The sequence below is a fragment of the Lysinibacillus sp. CTST325 genome (assembly GCF_054665055.1).
This window is the reverse complement of sequence record NZ_BAAFHO010000009.1, coordinates 111,832-126,787: the sequence shown is the minus strand read 5'-3', so window position 1 is coordinate 126,787 and position 14,956 is coordinate 111,832. Positions and strand designations below refer to the sequence as shown.

At 35.5% G+C, this 14,956-nt stretch carries 15 protein-coding genes; 5 read left to right on the top strand and 10 right to left on the bottom strand.

Annotated elements, in window-relative coordinates; all coding sequences use genetic code 11:
- Positions 1-145: 145 nt before the first annotated feature.
- The 4 genes from ACYQ73_RS18920 to ACYQ73_RS18905 are packed head-to-tail and all read right to left on the bottom strand — an operon-like array spanning position 146 to position 2,612.
- On the bottom strand, positions 146-1,177 hold the full coding sequence (locus tag ACYQ73_RS18920) for an alpha/beta fold hydrolase (protein ID WP_460013878.1): 1,032 nt from the start codon (positions 1,175-1,177) through the stop codon (positions 146-148).
- 38 nt (positions 1,178-1,215) lie between these two features.
- The gene (locus ACYQ73_RS18915) at positions 1,216-1,875 is read right to left on the bottom strand and encodes a hypothetical protein (protein WP_460013877.1); all 660 of its coding nucleotides are present in this window, start codon (positions 1,873-1,875) and stop codon (positions 1,216-1,218) included.
- Positions 1,876-1,878: 3 nt separating this feature from the next.
- Positions 1,879-2,286, bottom strand: a complete 408-nt coding sequence (locus ACYQ73_RS18910; RefSeq protein WP_460013876.1) for a permease prefix domain 1-containing protein — start codon at positions 2,284-2,286, stop codon at positions 1,879-1,881.
- Complete coding sequence (locus ACYQ73_RS18905; RefSeq protein ID WP_197142914.1) at positions 2,283-2,612, bottom strand: PadR family transcriptional regulator; 330 nt, start codon at positions 2,610-2,612, stop codon at positions 2,283-2,285. Before ACYQ73_RS18905 ends, ACYQ73_RS18910 begins: the two co-directional genes overlap by 4 nt.
- A gap of 171 nt (positions 2,613-2,783) precedes the next feature.
- On the opposite strand from ACYQ73_RS18905, the gene ACYQ73_RS18900 reads away from it, so the two are divergent.
- Complete coding sequence (locus ACYQ73_RS18900) at positions 2,784-2,927, top strand: hypothetical protein (protein WP_460013875.1); 144 nt, start codon at positions 2,784-2,786, stop codon at positions 2,925-2,927.
- A gap of 196 nt (positions 2,928-3,123) precedes the next feature.
- Here ACYQ73_RS18900 and ACYQ73_RS18895 read toward each other — a convergent pair whose 3' ends face one another.
- Complete coding sequence (locus ACYQ73_RS18895; protein ID WP_460013874.1) at positions 3,124-4,314, bottom strand: M14 family metallopeptidase; 1,191 nt, start codon at positions 4,312-4,314, stop codon at positions 3,124-3,126.
- Positions 4,315-4,412: 98 nt separating this feature from the next.
- On the bottom strand, positions 4,413-4,562 hold the full coding sequence (locus ACYQ73_RS18890; RefSeq protein ID WP_460013873.1) for a hypothetical protein: 150 nt from the start codon (positions 4,560-4,562) through the stop codon (positions 4,413-4,415).
- A gap of 347 nt (positions 4,563-4,909) precedes the next feature.
- Between ACYQ73_RS18890 and ACYQ73_RS18885 the strand changes: the two genes are divergently transcribed.
- The gene (locus ACYQ73_RS18885; protein WP_460013872.1) at positions 4,910-7,654 is read left to right on the top strand and encodes an ATP-binding protein; all 2,745 of its coding nucleotides are present in this window, start codon (positions 4,910-4,912) and stop codon (positions 7,652-7,654) included.
- 4 nt (positions 7,655-7,658) lie between these two features.
- Complete coding sequence (locus ACYQ73_RS18880; RefSeq protein ID WP_460013871.1) at positions 7,659-8,498, top strand: CheR family methyltransferase; 840 nt, start codon at positions 7,659-7,661, stop codon at positions 8,496-8,498.
- Between the two features lie 58 nt (positions 8,499-8,556).
- Here the strand turns inward: ACYQ73_RS18880 and ACYQ73_RS18875 are convergent, their stop codons facing one another.
- Both ACYQ73_RS18875 and ACYQ73_RS18870 read right to left on the bottom strand, forming a co-directional pair.
- Positions 8,557-9,699 (bottom strand): SpoIIE family protein phosphatase, encoded by a 1,143-nt coding sequence (locus ACYQ73_RS18875; protein ID WP_460013870.1) that lies wholly within the window; start codon positions 9,697-9,699, stop codon positions 8,557-8,559.
- Between the two features lie 161 nt (positions 9,700-9,860).
- Complete coding sequence (locus tag ACYQ73_RS18870) at positions 9,861-10,868, bottom strand: HAAS signaling domain-containing protein (protein ID WP_460013869.1); 1,008 nt, start codon at positions 10,866-10,868, stop codon at positions 9,861-9,863.
- Between the two features lie 388 nt (positions 10,869-11,256).
- Here ACYQ73_RS18870 and ACYQ73_RS18865 point away from each other — a divergent pair, with 388 nt between their 5' ends.
- The gene (locus ACYQ73_RS18865) at positions 11,257-12,513 is read left to right on the top strand and encodes a GNAT family N-acetyltransferase (protein ID WP_460013868.1); all 1,257 of its coding nucleotides are present in this window, start codon (positions 11,257-11,259) and stop codon (positions 12,511-12,513) included.
- A gap of 19 nt (positions 12,514-12,532) precedes the next feature.
- Here the strand turns inward: ACYQ73_RS18865 and psiE are convergent, their stop codons facing one another.
- Complete coding sequence (gene psiE / locus ACYQ73_RS18860; protein ID WP_460013867.1) at positions 12,533-12,988, bottom strand: phosphate-starvation-inducible protein PsiE; 456 nt, start codon at positions 12,986-12,988, stop codon at positions 12,533-12,535.
- Positions 12,989-13,334: 346 nt separating this feature from the next.
- On the opposite strand from psiE, the gene ACYQ73_RS18855 reads away from it, so the two are divergent.
- Complete coding sequence (locus ACYQ73_RS18855) at positions 13,335-13,556, top strand: phosphate-starvation-inducible protein PsiE (RefSeq protein WP_068985751.1); 222 nt, start codon at positions 13,335-13,337, stop codon at positions 13,554-13,556.
- A 236-nt stretch (positions 13,557-13,792) separates the two neighbouring features.
- Here ACYQ73_RS18855 and guaC read toward each other — a convergent pair whose 3' ends face one another.
- A complete protein-coding gene (gene guaC, locus ACYQ73_RS18850; RefSeq protein WP_460013866.1) occupies positions 13,793-14,776 on the bottom strand; it encodes a GMP reductase in 984 nt (327 codons plus the stop codon).
- Positions 14,777-14,956 lie beyond the last annotated feature (180 nt).

Here is a 14,956-nt window from a genome sequence, read left to right as displayed (position 1 = left end):
CGACTCATCGGACGCCCCCAGGAAGCTTTGCTCTGTGCGAAAGCGAAGCGTCAGCAACAAATGTTTTATCTGTGCGAAAGCGAAGCGTCAGCAACAAAGCGCTCAGTCGGAAGGAAATCAATCCCATGTTTTGGTGAAGAGCCAATTATTTCACAAACGTATCGCACATCCATTCATAAAATTTTTCCTTCTCTTCAAATTGTGGATAATGAGCTGATTGTTCAAAGGCAATAAATTCTTTTTTATCGGCTTCAATCATATCAAAGTATTTTTTTGCTGCGTTAGATGAAGTTTGATAATCATATTTACCCATAACAAAATAGCATGGTAATTCAAGTTTTTTTACTTTAGTAGGTAATGGGTTTTTCATTACTTCCTCTAATAGAGTTTTTTGAGAACAGGATAGCCCATAGTTGTAACGAATGACATCTAATAAGTTATACTCACGACTGAATAACATACTTATGATATTCCCGTCAGGGTTATCAATAAGTCTTGAAGCTCCACCATATTTTGCAATATACTTCCGTGGAATAAACGTCTCGCCATTTTCAACTTGTTCAGTTAACCCTTGTAAATATAGAACATCATCCTTATTGCCAGCATTTTCAGCTTGCTGAATAACGTAATTCAAACCGTCAATCTCGCTTCCTGCTTGATCACTCATCTGTCCAATTCCAACATATGCTGTAAATTTTTCAGGAGCTTTAGAGGCAGCTTGCGTTGCAATATACGTGCCATAAGAATGGCCAATTAATATTACCTTTTCTTTGCCTAGACGATCTGATATATAATCCGTCAAGGCCAATAAGTCATCTACGAGTAAGTCTGACGAAAGATTAGAATAGTCCTCAAAAAAATGATATGATTTTCCGCTTGCTCTTTGGTCGTAATTCACGACCGTAAAATTGTTTTCCAATAAGTTTTGATACTTACTGGCATACGGTATTTCTGAACATCCAGGTCCTCCATGGACAAAAATAATAACGGGATTATCCTTATCTTTGCCACGTATCATAACTTCATGAGTACTTCCATTTATCTTTACTTGCTCTAATGCACTTACACTGTTATTACCTTTAATATGGGAAGTCCATGTAGGGAATAAAAGCGCCGTTACGAGTAATGTGATAGTAATTATTCCAGTATATTTTATAAATTTCATTATCTTTTTCATCTAATTACCTCTGTGAAAGTGAATTATAATCGAAATTTTTAGATTTTTTTAGGAAGAGTTGTTGAATTGTACATTTTTCTTTTATAAACATAAAAGTACATACTAAGGGGCCACCATAGGACTACAAAGATTGGATAAAACGCCCATATTACGCCTGGTGAAGAGACAATATTTACTGTAATAAAAAAGATACTGATCAGAACTGTAGCGGTAACAGAGAATGCTACAAACGTTTTTCTTTGTGCGTGGTATAAAGCTAAGGGCCACCAAATTACTAAAAATGACGGATAGATTGCCCAAGGGTACGGATGGGATAAAATAATATTTAATAAGGAGTAATAAATAATGGTACTTGCACAGCCTATTAGTGCAATTTTTAATGTTTTTGCTTTTTTCTCTAAATACATAAGAATTGGCCACCAGATGATTGGATAAACCGCATAAATGAACCATATATAATCGGGTGAGTATAAATAATTTTCAATGATAAGAAAAGCAATAATCATGGCACTACAAACAAGAGAATATTGTTTATACATTCTTCTAGACATAAAGAATAACGTTATTGGCCATAGCAATACAAGTAAGCACGGGTAAATAAACCAAAGCTCCTGAGGTGACGTCGTATAATTGACGATTCCTAAAAAAATCATTGTCATCAAACTACCTACAATCGAAAAGCTAATAAAGTTCTTCATGTTTTATTCACTCCATTTCTTACGTGACCAAACGAAGTACATAGATAATGGCCACCATAATATTGCGAAGATCGGATAGATTGCCCAAATTGTATTTGGTGTATAGTAAAGATTAATGAAAACAAAAAATGTAATAATTAAGCCACTACCCCATATAGAAAATTCTAAATTTAATTTAGACATGTTTTTCTTTCCGGGCTCCTTCCCGCCTAATTCCTTTTTTAAATCCTCAATATCTCCAAACTCCACGATGGCTTTGTTGATGGCATCCTCTTGTTCTTTCCCTTGATCCATTAAATAAAATACTTTTTCTTCAAGGTTTTGAATGATTTCTTGTTTCACCATCTCTGTTTCTTTATTACGAGGAATGTCTTTAAAAAGCTCATCAATATGATTTTTTATCTTTTTCATTCTAAGCCCTCCATAAATAAGTCGATAATTTCTTTTACTTCCGACCACTCTTTTACTAGCTCATTTAAATAAGCTTTACCTAACGGGGTAATACGGTAATACTTTCTTTTGCCTCCGTGTGAAACATCACCATAATAGGCTTCAATAATTTCCTTTTTCTCAAGACGTTGAAAAACTGCGTATAAAGTTGCTTCTTTAATTTGAAATCGATTATTTGTGCGGATACTTATTTCCTGAGAAATTTCATAACCATAACGGTCTTTCTCTGAAATTAACCTTAAAATAATGGAATCCAAGTGTCCGCGGATGATGTCACTTCGAACCATAAGTCACCTACTTAATTTTTATTGCTCTATCTGTTAGAGTAATATTAGCAAACATTACTCTACCTGTCAAAGTAATTTTTCCAAATACGTCCAAATTTCTGCTAAGAAGGATCACCATCAAAACGTGTGGTTGATTTCCGTTCCGGCTGGGCGCTTTCCTAGGGGCGCCCGATGAGCCGCTTAGGCCAACGCGATGTTGGTCACGAAGGCGTTATCACAGGATGTGATGGTTTTAGCCTTCGTTCCTCTGCCTGCTCGCTCCAGGGTCTCATCTGTGACGCTAATCCCCAAGGAGTCACCCAGCCTCCACTCTAATCAACTTATTGACATAGTAGACGTTTTACCAAAAGCCATCCACAACTTTTGGTGATGAACTATCAAGAAGCAATCAATCAGAGGGTAAAAAATCCCCTTTCACTTTAGAGGTAAAAGGGGATTGGGGATATTTATTTAGATTTGAATTAAGATGAAAAATCCTCAAGGGGAACTATTCTTAGATTATCGATTTCGATTACATATACAATGCTGCAAGGAATATACCTAATGTTTCTTCATAGATGTCGTCGAATTGGCTGAGTGGAAGTGGATTTGTACCACTACCTAACTCAACAGTAAAGCCAGGTCTACGCCAATCTTGAATAAACCAATCTTTATAGCCCGCATAACTGCCTGCTGAATTAATAGGCTCGTAGCCACTGACCCGGCTAAACTCATGAACAAGGATTTCTGACTCTGGTGGTTCGAGATTTTCGAAACCCCAATAAATCACTCTACCTTGTGTATGAAATGCAAGAACTCTGGCGAAATCGCGTTTTTTTGTTAAGTCAGCCATAGCAATGGCCTCTGGCTCGGACAAAGGTCGTTGTCCTCCAAAATCTCTTGGCCCAGGTGTTTTAGGATTTCGTGCACGTTCGAGCTCCCATTTTGCAGGAAACTGATCGTTCAAATCGACACCATTTATATTAGCCTTCCAACCTGAGAAATCGGTGCTACCGTTATTCCAAGTAATAAGCTGATTTCTTAATACTTCGTCATTAGGTGGTCCTTGTAATACTAAATCGACACCATCGGGATTGACCATCGGAACTAAAGAAAGGATTGTTTGCTGGTAAAGTGGTAATGGAGATAAACCGCGAATTGTACTTTGATTGGTGAGTGAGAGTAGATAGTCGTTTATAAAAGTTAAAATAATCGGAGTTGTAATCCATTCATTCGCATGAAAGGAGCCGTTATAATGGACACGCTTAGTTCCGTTCCCGATGAGAAGCTCTGGGATTCCATGCTGTAGAACAGAATGTCCAATTGTAGAGCTTTGTAGAAATGGATAAGCATCGAGAAGCTTTTTGATATCATTCATCATAATCGTGTAAGTATAATTTTGTTTACCATTGACGAGCCTCCATGTGATTCGTTGGGGAATGCGAATTGTCTGCCCAATGTGTAATTGATTCGGATTAAGACCGGGGTTGACAAGCAAGATGGCTCCTAATGGGAGGTTTCTGCTTTGGGCTATTTGCCAAAAACTATCTCCTTGTTTGACTTGATAATTGACTGTCACAAACCCTGGAATACGAATGCGCTGTCCAACCCTTAAAAATTGAGAATTAATATTTCGGTTCGAATCTTTAATTAGTTGAAGAGGTATTTTAAACACTTCACTGAAACGCCAAAGAGAATCCCCTGGTCTTACGTAAATGTCCACAATTGTTCTCTCCTTATTATCAATTATGCCTCGGCAAAATTGGCCAATATAATATGTATATGAAAAGAATATGAGACTTATTAACTTTTAATGGATCATTACCGGAAGTTAGGTATGACATTTGTTAAAACGTATTCATGAATAAAAGTTGATTGGAGTGGAGACTGGGCGACTCCTTGGGGATTAGCAATAAGAGGAACGAAGGCTAAAACCATCACGTCCTGTGATAACCACTTCGTGACCGACATCGGGTTGGCCCGAGACCCTGCAGCGAAGCGAAGCGGCTCATCGGACGCCCCCAGGAAGCTCTGCTCTGCGCGAAAGCGAAGCGTCAGCGGCAAATGTTTTATCTGTGCGAAAGCGAAGCGACAGCAACAAATGTTTTCTGTAGCGAAAGCAAAGCGACAGCTACAAAGCGCCCAGTCGGAACGGAAATCAACCCCACGTTATGGTGATGAACTTTTTCAATGTAAATTTGTTAAGTATTTCTCGGAAAGAGATTACTCTCTTAACCTAAGAGGAAGAAACTTTGTTACTGTTTGATGTACAATGATACTAGTTATAGAGTTTATGACAGATAAAGGTAGGAAAACAAATGCTAAATAAATTAAAGATAGGTATACGAACTAAAATTACGTTAGGCTATATTGTTATCATACTTTGTTTACTTGCATCAGTGATCATCTTAAATAATCAAATTACTTCTCTACAAAAAGAAAGAAATTATATTATTAAGAATGACTCAAATGTACATGCTCTAACTAATCGTATTGAAAAAAACATTTTAGATATGGAGTCGAACCTTAGGGGTTTTATTATTACAGGTGAATCAGGCTATTTAGAGCCTTATAACAAAGCTAATGAAAGTTGGAAATCTGATTTTGATGAACTTTATCAGCTTTTAGAAAATCAACCAACACAACAACAGAAGTTAAATGAAGTAAAGGCGACAATAGAGCATTGGATTACAACGTCAGGAGAGCCTTCTATTAAATTTAAAAAAGAAAACAATACAGAAGCGTTATATGAACACTATAAAGTAGATATAGGTCGCAAAGACATGGCAACAGTACGAGATCAGTTTGAATCACTCCGTTCAGTGGTAATGGCAACTATGCAAACTAAAGTAAATGACTTGGACAAAAGGAATGGTATTGTAACACTTACACTACTTGGCATACTTGTATTTATTTCAGTTGTTGCGATTATCATTGCAAATGGTATTTCTCGTTCAATCGTAAAAACGTTAACAAAGGTTACGCAAACGATTCAAGAAATCGCAGCTTCCAAAAGCAGTCAAAAAGGAAGGATTCATGTTAGAACAAATGATGAGATCAATGACCTTGCAACTGCTACAAATGAGTTATTGGATGCACTCGAGAGAAGAGAATGGCTACAGCTGAATATCGCAGAAATTGTCACAAAATATCAAGGCATTTCTGCCATCACCAAATTAGCTGAAACTTTCCTTTCAGAAATAGCGCAAAAAACACAGTCTTCTCTGGGTGCATTTTATGTTCGTGAAACTACTGATAATAATATACAGTTTGTAAAAAAAGCTGGTTTTGCGGACTCTGGGGAAGATGTTGGGATGGAGAGCTTTAAACTGGGGCAAGGCTTGATTGGACAATGTGCTTTAGAAAAAAAGATTTTAATTGATAACGATATTCCAGAAGATTTCCGTCTGATAAGTACTGGCTTAGGAGAAGTATCACCAAAAAGTATTTTTATCGTCCCTATTATATATGAAAATGAAGTCATAGCTGTCATTGAATTAGCTACAATGACTGGCTTTAATAAGCTACAGCAGCAATTAGTGAAGCAAGTTATCGAAACCTTTGGATTAACGATCAATAGTGTCCTAGGCCGTATGGAAATAGTCCGTTTATTAAATGAATCAAGAGCTATGACAGAGGAATTACAGGTGCAATCTGAAGAGCTTCAGGCACAATCAGAAGAATTGCAGATGCAAACAGAAGAACTGACAATGATTAATGAACAATTGGAAGAAAGGACAAAAGAGGCAGAGTTAAAGTCGAGAGAATTAGAACAAGCTAAAAGAGAATTAGAGGAAAGTGCGGAGCAGCTGTTACTAAATTCAAATTATAAATCTGAGTTTTTAGCCAATATGTCACATGAATTGCGAACGCCACTGAATAGCATTTTAATTTTATCTGAAATGTTAGCTGAAAATAGCCAAAGCAATTTATCAGAAGAGGAAGCTGAATTTGCACAGGTTATCCATTTTTCGGGAGAAGATTTGCTGGCGTTAATTAATGATATTTTAGATTTATCAAAAGTTGAGGCAGGCAAGTTAGATATTAGTTTTGATGAAATGAATATGAGTGAGGTTCCTGTACATATCGAGCAAACTTTTGCGCCTGTAGCAACGAAAAAAAATCTGCAATTCCATATTGCGAAAGATAAAAGTGTAGCAGATGTTTTCTATACGGACGAAAAAAGATTCCAGCAAATATTGAAAAATTTATTATCAAATGCCTTTAAATTTACAGAACAAGGCTCCGTTAATCTTGAAATTAAACAGCTTGGTCAAGAACAGTTAACAAATAATATGCAGGATCTTAGCGCAGATTGGTTAGAAATTACAGTTTTAGATACAGGTATAGGGATTCCGAAGGATAAGCAACAGCTAATTTTTGAATCATTCCAACAGGCTGATGGGGCAACTGTGCGTAAATATGGTGGAACAGGTCTTGGTTTGTCCATTTGTAAAGAACTTGCAAGATTACTTGGTGGTTGGATTTCTTTACAAAGTGAAGAGGGGCAAGGCAGTACCTTTACACTAACAATCCCAAGCTTGCCAAATGGAATCGAGGAGCCAAAATACCTTGAACTTGCTATACATGAGGTAGGGGCTACTACTGAAGTACATGAGTTAGAAGAAGAAGAGCACCTATTAGAAATTCAGGAATTCTCTCAACATGAGGTAGAAGTTTTTCAAGGGAAGAATATTTTAATTGTAGACGATGATTATCGTAATATCTATGCACTAAAAAATGCACTCGAAAAACGAGGCATGAATATCTTAGTTGCAAAAGATGGGATAGAGTGTTTAGATATTATGCAAGCTAATGATGAGATTGACCTTATTCTGATGGATATTATGATGCCAAATTTGGATGGCTATGAAACGATGTCGATTATACGAAAACAACTGGAGATTACGGATTTACCAATTATCGCTTTAACAGCGAAGGCCATGAAAAATGATCGAGATAAATCATTAGAGGCTGGTGCTTCAGATTATATTAGTAAGCCATTAAATTTAGAGCAATTAATATCCGTTTTAAGAGTATGGCTAGTTTCTAAAGGGAGTTAATAAGATGGACCGATTTCCTTTGCAGCAAAAAACGCAGACAGATTTAGAGATGGATTTATTACTTGAGGCTATTTATCGTATGTCAGGATTTGATTTTCGACAATATAATCGTTCCTCAATATCACGAAGAATTAATAATAGGATGAGGATGTGTAATATCCCAACGATTTCTCGTGTACTTGAAAAAGTAATACACGAAAACGGGTTTTTAGAGCAACTATTGAACGATTTTTCTATAAACGTTACTGAAATGTTCCGCAACCCTAGTTTTTTTAAGGCTTTTCGACAAGAGGTTGTACCGCATTTAAGAGATTACCCTGAAATTCGGATATGGCATGCAGGATGTGCCACGGGAGAGGAAGTATTCTCTATGGCTATTTTGCTACAGGAAGAAGGGTTAATAGATAAAGCAGTTATTTACGCTACAGATATGAACGAACAAGTATTGGAAAAGGCAAAAAAGGGAGTATTCCCGATTAACAAAATGCAGGCATATACTAAAAACTATATGCAAGCAGGTGGCATTCACGCTTTCTCCGAATATTATAAAACTGATTATCAATATGCTTACTTCCATCCGTCACTGTTAAAACACATTATATTTGCACAGCATAATTTAGTAACAGATCATTCGTTTAATGAATTTCATGTCATTCTGTGCAGAAATGTTTTAATTTATTTTTCATCTGAGTTACAAAATAAGGTTCATCATTTGTTTTCCGAAAGCCTAAGTAATACTGGTTTTTTATGTTTAGGAGATAAGGAGACAATACGATTTGAAGATATTATTCCAAAATATAAAAAAATCGTAGGCAATGAAAAAATATATCAGAAGATAGAGTAAGAAAAAATGGGCTGTTACCTAAGTTCTCCGCAGTAGAGACTTAGGCAACGGCCCTATTTTATGTAGCCTGTGCTTGAATCATTAATACGCACATATCATCTGGTTGATTCTCTTGTTTCTCCTTAGGCAGTACATTGTCGATTAGACGTTGAGAATAATCCCATTCCGTAGATATTAATGTTTGTAAATGCTTCTCGGATTCCATTTCACATGGTCCCATTGCCTCTAACACACCATCCGTATATAAAATGATTTGCACATCTTCATTGTATTGAATACATTGCTTTTGTACGTCGATTTCATCGAAAAAGCCGACTGCACAACTTCCTCGTTTTAATGGTACGAGCGTCTTTTTATCAACTAGAGCATAGCCAGAAGGATGACCAGCGTTCACATATTCAATTGTTTTTTGCTCGGTATCTATTACTAAATAAATAGCTGTGAAATAAAAAAGATTGTCCTCTTTTCCATTGCGCAAAAGTGTCATATAACGGTTTAACTCTTGTATCACTAATTCAGGATCTACTAATTGTTTAACGGCTTCTCTTAGGACAGAGGAAATAAACATACAAACAAGTGCAGCAGGGATCCCATGTCCCATCATATCAAGCAAAATGATGGCGTATCGGTGATCATCTATTTTATGCCAATAATACATATCCCCTGCTAAATTAGAAGAAGGTAGATAAGATACTTCTATTTGAATATTAGCCTCATTTAAAGGAGTGCTCAAAAGGTTTCTTTGTACATGTGTTGCTAGATCTAATTCGTATTGTATTTTCTTTTCTTGCTGAGTATGCCAATCTAATTCAGCCTTCAATCGTAAAGCAACTCGAATTCTAGCAAGAAGCTCGGTTTTATTAATCGGCTTTGTAATATAATCTACTCCTCCGATATCAAGTGCTTCTGCGAGCTTGTTTTTATCTTCTAGAGCTGTGACAAAGATAATTTGAATATCTTTTAATCGTTTATGTTGCTTAATACGTCTACAAGCTTCAATACCGTCGATTTCAGGCATCATAATATCTAATAAAATCAAATCCACTGAATTTCCTGTTGGATTTGATGCATCTAACTGTAAATAATCAAAAAGCTCATAGGCAGATGTTAGAGAAACACAGTTATCATAACCTGCATTTTTTAATACTTTTTCAATTACAAATAGATTGACCTGATTGTCATCTACAAGAAGAATGGTCATAATTATTTCCCCTTATTCTGTTTGAATTAGTGCAGATTATTTATGAATGTATTAACTTTATTATTATACAAAACATTAGAGAATAACGGTATTTTGAAGGAGGATATGAATAAGTAAAGAGCCAACAAAAAAGAGTCAGCTCTCAAAACTTATAGTTCATTTCAAATTCTAGCCTTTTTAAAGCCATTATAAATATCAAATGCATTTGCAATGATGGCAATAGCGATGCTTACGAATAATATTCTATCTATAGCAAACAAAATCTTAGCAGAGGTCGTTCCCGTAATTGCAGCGATATAAGGTACGGCTGGACTGTGTATGAGATCAGGGTGAATAGCCATAAGAATAAAAACAATAACTCCTGTACATTGAAGAAGTGCATTCGTTACGGCGATTAACATTGTCCATTGACCAACCTTCAATTTCCATAATGTTAAAGCGACACTTAAAACGATACAGCATAAAACGATTGGGGCGAAGGACAGTAAGACATCCTGATTGAATATAGGCATAACAAATTTCAACCCGCCTTTATTGGGAGAAGTATAGATTCCTAAAAGGTGATTAGCATTAAAAAAGGCAAAGGAGAAAATAGCAATGCCTAAGAAGCTAAAAATATTATCATTAAGTGAAATCGTTTTTTCTTTAGGGATTATTTTAACTTTTGCTAAATCATCCGGTGTCCATTCTGGGTGATTTTTTATAAGGGGAATTTGAACGTTTTTTCCTCCAGATCGTTCGATGACAATGAAAGCAACTGTAATCCAGAACAGTACGTAGACGATTACTGAAATAGTATGAGAGATAGTTATAGAAATAGTTTTAATAATAGTAGTCAGGAGTGCACCTTCTCCGTTATAAAGCACGATACTTTCTATCATTTGTACAATAATTGTAATTAAAATTGCCCAAGGAATAACTAATTTTATTGTCTTAATATAAGTGTCAAACACTTCTGGACCAATTATAAATCGTGGTGTTTTTTGATAGCTTGCTGCAACTTCTACAGGATTGCCGAGTTTTTTTAGAACATCCTTTATATCTGATTCTGAATAATCTTCAGGTAACATATCTTCAATAGTAGATTTTAGTTCTAGACGGGTTTTATCACGCTTATCCTTGCTTATTCTTTTAGTTACTTCATGAATATATGCATCAATCAGATTCACTCTCTCCGTCTCCCTTCAGTAATTTATGCAGTCCATCTTTTTTTTAGTTGAGCCATATGTGTGCACAACACATCGTATTTCGAGCTTTCCCTTTAGTTGTAGCCCGCTTTGTGATCACTTCCTGATGCCCTAATCAATGAGCAAACGCTCAGTTACTGCGACTTGCTCGAGAAGTTGAATAAGGGTATAGCTATAAAACATTGTATGCAGAAACAACCAGCACTAAATGTTCCACCTCATAATTCCTTTCTGTATACATCTAAAAAGGAGCCCACCGAGTACTATTTGTATGTGGTAATATATGTTATTATCAAGGGCTGAAATTAATGTGAAAAAAATTACGAAAAGAGCGTGCATTAAAATAATTTAGTGTAGGATGGGGATGTATATGAAAGTCGTTGAAAAATTATTGAAGGAAGAGGATTTTATACATTTTGTTGATATTGTGGTTGGTGCTTATCCAGGAAGGATGGGGAGTTTACAGCCAACGAAAGAGCAGCTAAAGGCACTTTTTATGCACAATCAAAACAATGACGCAGCTATTCATTATTATGGGCTATGGGAAGATAACAAACTAGTTGGTGGCATGCGACTCCATGATTTTGAAATGAATCTCTTCTCTAAAATGATTCCAATCGGGGGAGTAGGACTAGTTGCAGTTGATTTACTCCGTAAAAAAGAAAAGGTTGCCAAAGAATTAATAGATCATTTTTTTAAGGTTTTTTTAGAGAAAAATGTTCATTTTGTTGCGTTATATCCGTTTAGACCTGACTTTTATAAAAAAATGGGCTTTGGATACGGACCGAAAATGCATCAATATTCAGTGGAACCATCAAGCTTTCCGAAGGGGCCAACAAAAAAACATCTTACTTTTTTAACAGCACAGGATCAGCATAAATTAGCAGATTGCTATAGAAGAGTTGCATCGAGAAAGCATGGTATGTTTTTAAAAACAGAATCGGAGCTTTCATCCATTTTTAAAAACCCCCAAAACTATATTATTGCTGTTGAAAAGGGAGATTCAATACAAGGCTATATGGTATTTTCCTTTAATAAGCAAAGTGAAACGAATTTTTTACTTAATAATCTAGTCATTAAAGAATGGATTTATGAGACACCAGAGGCTCTATTAGAGTTCAGTACATTTTTAAATAGTCAGGTGGATCAAGTGAACCGTATTGAATGGAACACACAGGAAGAAAATATTCACTTCTTTTTAGGAGATGTACGAAATGGAACAAATCATTTAATCCCAAGTGTCTACCATGCAAGTGCTGTATCAGGTGTTGGCTTAATGTATCGCATTATTAATGTTCAAGGTTTTTTTGAAGAACTCACAACACATAATTTTAATGGTCAAACATTAACGTTTAAGTTAACTGTGAAAGATCCTTTATTAGCTGAAAATAATCAGCAAATGGTGATTGAGGCTATCGATGGTACTATAAAAATTTCTAATAGTACTAACTATGATGTGGAAATGGTGATCGATATCACAGAGCTTTCTTCTCTTGTCATGGGAGTTGTGACAGTGCAAGAATTATTTATGCTCAGCAGGGTGAAGATTAGTGATGAACAGTACGTACAGTCATTGCATCATTTCTTCTTTGTCCTTGATAAACCAACTTGCATTACAGCATTTTAGAAAGATTAATAGTATAAAGCTATTGTTCCTTTTTCATAAAGAGTGATGAGCGTACAGGTCGTTCCAGCGGCGTAATATTAATAATAAAATAGCTTACAATTAATATTAAAATAATAAGTGAATAAATTAAGGTGTTAATGGGATGATCATGTTCTACGATAATTAATCGAATCATGGCCGTAATCCCAATATATATAAAATATCTTAGTGGAAAATGATAATTCTCTTTAAAATATTTAATAATCATAGTGATAAATTCAAAATACAAAAAGAAAATAAGAATATTAGCGAGGAAAAGCTTATAGTCTCCGCCATCGTTATTGAATATTAAAATTTCAAGGAATTGGATGAGTTCTTTGCAAAGTAGGAAGGATAAAATGAGCGCTAGAAGTACAAGGCAAACATTTAGAAACAATTGTAAAGACTTGGGTATAACTTTTATTAATTGTAAATAAGTCGAGTTCTTTTGGTTCATCGAATTCCTCCAATCTTGTAAATCGTATAAAAAACTAAATAACACATAATCATATGGTTGAGCGTCATCGTTTTATGATTTGAATATAACATTTTATCGTAAATTTATTAGCGTTCATTTGTAAAGTTTTGGTATGTATTGGATTATCGTCAAAAGCTGTGGATGATATTTGTTAAAACGTATGTTATGTATATAGGTTGATTGGAGTCGCCCAGTCGGAACGGAAATCAACCACACGTTATGTATGGTGATGAGCCTATATATTGCGAAAGAAAGTTTTCAAAATAAATTAGCTGTATGCTAAAATAGATGTGCATGAATATAAAATTCAAAAGGGGTTTTTAAAATGGCTAAAGCAGCAAAAACAGGAAAAATTACACCAGAGCGTTTAGAAGAAGCATTAAACGTCCGTGATCGTCTTATTATCGAGTTACTAGTACAAGTTCTTGATGAAAAGCTTGTAATTGAACGTCCAGTATTACGTGAACGTGTAGCAAACCTTGTAGACCTTTCTGATCATGATGAAGAATTAAAAGAAACGATCCACGCTGTTATTAACAAGCTATAATCTTTAGGAAAATGCTACTCTTAATTGGTAGCATTTTTTCTTTTGTTGGAAAGGTACATTTTTAAATAAAAGAACAGTCTGCCAAGAGCCAAAACCTCTCGGGTAGCCCGAAGAACTGCTCAACCAAGAATCACAATTGCTCTGCCCAATTTAAACTCTTACAGAATAGAGAAACGAAACCCAAAGAAAAACCCCAACAAGAATGTTCTCCATTCTTGTTGGGGTTTCCTTAGTTGTTAGTATACTTTATCTCCATTAAAAATAGAGTTTTTCACAATTACATAATCTACATTTCGAATGGCATCTAGTTTATTGCCACCTGCATAGGAAATAGATGATTGAAGGTCTTGTTGCATTTCAATTAACGTATCTTTGATGCTGCCTTTATGTTCAACAAACATCTTTTTACCTTCAACATTTTTACGTTCGCCTTTTTGGAATTCAGAAGCAGATCCGAAGTATTCCTTCACAGTTTTACCGTCGATTTCGATTGTTTCGCCAGGTGACTCTTCGTGACCTGCAAATAATGATCCAATCATCACCATTGAGGCACCAAAGCGAACAGATTTTGCAATATCACCATGTGTACGAATACCACCATCAGCGATAATTGGCTTCGTTGCAGCTTTTGCACACCAGCGTAGTGCAGCTAGCTGCCAACCACCTGTACCAAAACCAGTTTTGATTTTAGTAATACATACTTTACCTGGTCCAATACCAACTTTTGTTGCATCAGCACCAGCATTTTCAAGTTCACGTACTGCTTCAGGTGTGCCCACATTACCAGCAATCACAAAGCTAGTTGGTAGATGTTTTTTGATATGTTGAATCATACGAATAACAGCATTTGAATGACCATGTGCGATATCGATTGTCATAAAATCGGGCACTAAATTCGCAGCTGCTAATTCTTCAATAAATGTATATTCTTCATCTTTTACACCAACACTAATTGATGCAATTAATCCACGACCTTGCATATCTTTAATGAAATTGATACGTGTCTCAGGGTTAAAACGGTGCATGATATAAAAGTAACCGTTTTCAGCAAGCTTCACAGCAAGACTTTCGTCGATAATAGTTTGCATGTTTGCTGGAACAACAGGAAGCTTGAATGTATGACCACCTAAAGTAACAGAAGTATCACATTCTGAGCGACTTTCTACAATGCATTTTGCGGGAATTAGTTGAATATCCTCATAGTCAAATACGTTATCCATTATAAACACTCCTAAAATACGAATATTTTTTAAGTTTTAATTTAAATCGTTCGTCATTTGGTAATTTACATTATTTTCGAGTAAATGTCAAAGCTTTTATCTAAAAAATAAAAAATCAGCAGGAAAGAACAGGAGTTAAGCGAAATATAAAGATATACTATTTTTTCGTTATAGTATGGA

What these genes read in the sequence shown, in the direction of transcription:
- ACYQ73_RS18920 (WP_460013878.1), bottom strand. Translation starts at nt 1,177, where the DNA reads ATGAAAAAGATAATGAAATTTATAAAATATACTGGAATAATTACTATC.
- ACYQ73_RS18915 (WP_460013877.1), bottom strand. Translation starts at nt 1,875, where the DNA reads ATGAAGAACTTTATTAGCTTTTCGATTGTAGGTAGTTTGATGACAATG.
- ACYQ73_RS18910 (WP_460013876.1), bottom strand. Translation starts at nt 2,286, where the DNA reads ATGAAAAAGATAAAAAATCATATTGATGAGCTTTTTAAAGACATTCCT.
- ACYQ73_RS18905 (WP_197142914.1), bottom strand. Translation starts at nt 2,612, where the DNA reads ATGGTTCGAAGTGACATCATCCGCGGACACTTGGATTCCATTATTTTA.
- ACYQ73_RS18900 (WP_460013875.1), top strand. Translation starts at nt 2,784, where the DNA reads ATGAGCCGCTTAGGCCAACGCGATGTTGGTCACGAAGGCGTTATCACA.
- ACYQ73_RS18890 (WP_460013873.1), bottom strand. Translation starts at nt 4,562, where the DNA reads ATGTCGGTCACGAAGTGGTTATCACAGGACGTGATGGTTTTAGCCTTC.
- ACYQ73_RS18885 (WP_460013872.1), top strand. Translation starts at nt 4,910, where the DNA reads ATGCTAAATAAATTAAAGATAGGTATACGAACTAAAATTACGTTAGGC.
- ACYQ73_RS18880 (WP_460013871.1), top strand. Translation starts at nt 7,659, where the DNA reads ATGGACCGATTTCCTTTGCAGCAAAAAACGCAGACAGATTTAGAGATG.
- ACYQ73_RS18875 (WP_460013870.1), bottom strand. Translation starts at nt 9,699, where the DNA reads ATGACCATTCTTCTTGTAGATGACAATCAGGTCAATCTATTTGTAATT.
- ACYQ73_RS18865 (WP_460013868.1), top strand. Translation starts at nt 11,257, where the DNA reads ATGAAAGTCGTTGAAAAATTATTGAAGGAAGAGGATTTTATACATTTT.
- psiE (WP_460013867.1), bottom strand. Translation starts at nt 12,988, where the DNA reads ATGAACCAAAAGAACTCGACTTATTTACAATTAATAAAAGTTATACCC.
- ACYQ73_RS18855 (WP_068985751.1), top strand. Translation starts at nt 13,335, where the DNA reads ATGGCTAAAGCAGCAAAAACAGGAAAAATTACACCAGAGCGTTTAGAA.
- guaC (WP_460013866.1), bottom strand. Translation starts at nt 14,776, where the DNA reads ATGGATAACGTATTTGACTATGAGGATATTCAACTAATTCCCGCAAAA.